We start from the raw sequence: 2,950 nt of genomic DNA on the forward strand, positions 1-2,950 counted from the left end.
AATTCTACAATTCGCGCACCGAAGATTAATCTAGATAACCTAAAGACGTCTGGGCTTTCAATTAGCTCCTCTTTACTCGATTATTCGGTGAAGGCATGGGGGAAAGCGCAATGAAATTAAAAGGCAGATTTATATGAGTTTCCGAAAGAGAAAAGAGGTGCCTCGGGGTTATTTGTCGTATTCCAATGGCACGTTAAGTCTTGACCCTTATGCCTTTAGGGAGGCAAGCTCTGGAGCGGAGCAAATCGGTGCAGCTCTTCGTTTTTTTCCAGCCGTGGAGGAGGTGTTTAAGAATCAGCCAATTATAATTAGCTGCTATCCATCATCACTTGGGATGTTTCAGGGGTTCACGGTAGTAGATACATATTTGCGATCAAATACTTTTTCCCGAGCGTTATTGCTGGCGCACAGTGAAAAATTACCGGCTGTTATAATTGGCCAGCCATTATCGACAACTCATCTGTGCCTTAACCACTTCACACACAAGCTCGATTGGCCAGAGTCAATCGTGATTGCCTTGGGTGGATACTATTGTCCGCTTAGCCTAGAGAAGTTTATTAGGCACATCATGGGCCAGTGTAGGGTGAAAATGGAAATGTTGTTTGGCTACGGCGTAGCTGAGGTAGAATTTGGTTGCATGCTTGGCAAAAGAGATCGGAAGTCCACTGATGTAGTCTACCGAATAATTAGCGATACTATTAACTTATTCGTGGAGGAAGATTCGAAAAGACTTCACATTAAAAGAGTTGATGATGAGGCCTTTTTTTTCACGGGGGACTTTGCTGAAAAGATTAGTGATTCAAATGGCGACAGCTATATCTTGTGGAATGACGAAGCGCGCTTAGCTAAAGCGGTTAAGCGGGAGTTAGAGACGTGGGAAGAAAGTTCCTGGATGCGACGAACAGGATATCTTACCTTCAATGGAAACAACGACAGTTTTATATTTCAGTTAAGAGAAGGCATAGCCCCGATTACTAACGCGGAAAGGGAGTATCATTGTTATAATCAGCAACATGGGGCCTCGTGGAGTGACAAGCCAGTTTGGGGCACACCTCACTCCCCCGCTTTATAGTATGTGTCGGGAAACAATTTCGTTGCCACCATCCACTATGGTCTTGATAAGACCACCTTGTACTGAGCGAGGGCGTGTATAGGCCTTCCCTGCGGTTGAATTGCTAAGCTGCTCTATCATCTGTGGAATGTGAACCACTCCAGAGCGGACGCTATGAATCTTTCTCGTCTCTTCTTTTAACACCTCGGCATATTTCTCGAGCACTAAATTTATGCTTTCTTGAGAAAACTTGAGCTCTGAATGCATTCTCGAACATATGTCACTTAGAGATAATGCGTAATCGCCGAAGATGTCATATGCGGGTCTAAAAGGCCAAAACCAAACACCTATTCGAGTCAATAATAGCCGAACCCGTTTTGTGGCAACAAACACACTATTTACGTAATTGTCGTCGTATGCATGCAGTGCTCCGATCAGCAGAACTAAACGTGCTACATTAAGTATGTCATAAGAATTATGTAATCCGTCGCTATTAACCGTAAACGTTCCGGCCTCACAACATCGCGCCATTGTACTGAGATCGAGGTCATGTTCTTTTCTGGTTACGCTATCCAAATCCTCTAGAACCTTTGAGCTTTGCCCCTTCGGAACACCGTGGAGGATAAAAGGCGCGGCACTATCATGAAGTCGGGTAATAGCTAAACTTCCAAGGCAAATATTCCTTTGTTCGTCTAGAGCAATTATCCATTTTGAGACATCAGGAACTGGCTGGAACTCCGGCCCATACGTTTTCTGATAAAGATACGTAATAGTGTTGTAATGCTCGGGCTGTAATGCTTGGCTATCCACAGAATAAAAGCGTACAACTCGTTCCGATTGTGGCAGACAGGCCACTCCCGCATCTATGTAAGACGTCGGCAATAATTTGTTTTGGCCATTATTAAGATTAACATTCTCGAACGATAACGCTGAGATATTGGGCGACTCTATTAGCTCTGACTTAGTCATAATAACTCTTCAGTTGCCAGTATTCACCAATAAACCATCAACCCCCTATCCGCGAAGAATTGTAACTAATCCGCGTACTAAAGATGACTTACTACCACGAGCCCATAAAAAAAGCTCGTTTCTAACCGAATTATCGGGGTATGCTAACTCAAGATTTTGCTGAATAAAGTTAGCACATTGCGCGAACCAAATACTCAACCTCACCTAAGCATTAGGAAGCTTTCTGCCATAAACAAACATTACGGCAAGCATTGCAAAAATGGGTTTCTTGAGGTTGGTCAGTTCGTTTAACGCGGCCGTATAAATTTTTCGTCCCCTGTCGTCAGCAATAAACCATTCGGCAAAGCCCATGGTAATTGCACAAAACTGTTCCAGAGGAATTTGCAAAGTTGAAATCGGCTCAAGGACAATGTCGATATTAGAAAAACCAGCTTCTTTTAAAAGCAGGGGAAGCTGTCGACCTATTTCGCGATTTCCTCCTCGTTCTCTTTGCGCTTTAGATATTTCGCTTAGTAGAGTCTTTAGGGCAGGGGGGTTTTCTGAAAACAACTGAAGCTCTGAGTCGATATCTAGAATACCGATCTGCCCTCCTGAGGCACAAATGCGAAATGCCTCCCCAATAGCCTTCTCGGGGTTACTTAGGTGTTGATAAACTAGGCGGCTGTAAATAAAATCCTGGGAATCGTCAGGCAATTTAATATCGTAAGCCGAGCCGATCGCAAATTCTAAATTCTCTATATCCCCATGAACACTTCTAGCGGTGCTAATGAGCTCTTCTGAGATATCCAATCCACAGAGCTTAATTTGTGGAAAAGTGCTTGCAATAAGTGCTGAAACAAAACCATGTCCGCAGCCTATATCTGCTCCTGACGTCGCTCGTTTAAGATCGAGTCGACTAAGCATCGCAAGTTCGTTAGGCCAAAACATTTG

Annotated in this window: 3 protein-coding genes; 1 reads left to right on the plus strand and 2 read right to left on the minus strand. The window is 43.8% G+C overall.

Going from position 1 to position 2,950, the window contains the following annotated elements; translation table 11 throughout:
* Window positions 1–133: 133 nt before the first annotated feature.
* On the plus strand, window positions 134–1,072 hold the full coding sequence (locus tag IT291_09315; GenBank protein MCC6221423.1) for a hypothetical protein: 939 nt from the start codon (window positions 134–136) through the stop codon (window positions 1,070–1,072).
* Here IT291_09315 and IT291_09320 read toward each other — a convergent pair.
* Both IT291_09320 and IT291_09325 read right to left on the minus strand, forming a co-directional pair.
* On the minus strand, window positions 1,067–2,020 hold the full coding sequence (locus IT291_09320) for a hypothetical protein (GenBank protein MCC6221424.1): 954 nt from the start codon (window positions 2,018–2,020) through the stop codon (window positions 1,067–1,069). The two genes, IT291_09315 and IT291_09320, sit on opposite strands and share 6 nt — an antisense overlap.
* Before the next feature lie 204 nt (window positions 2,021–2,224).
* Window positions 2,225–2,950: methyltransferase domain-containing protein (locus tag IT291_09325; protein ID MCC6221425.1), on the minus strand; the 726-nt coding region annotated here is incomplete at its 5' end.

It is taken from the genome of Deltaproteobacteria bacterium, assembly GCA_020845775.1.
Taxonomy (GTDB): domain Bacteria; phylum Bdellovibrionota_C; class UBA2361; order SZUA-149; family JADLFC01; genus JADLFC01.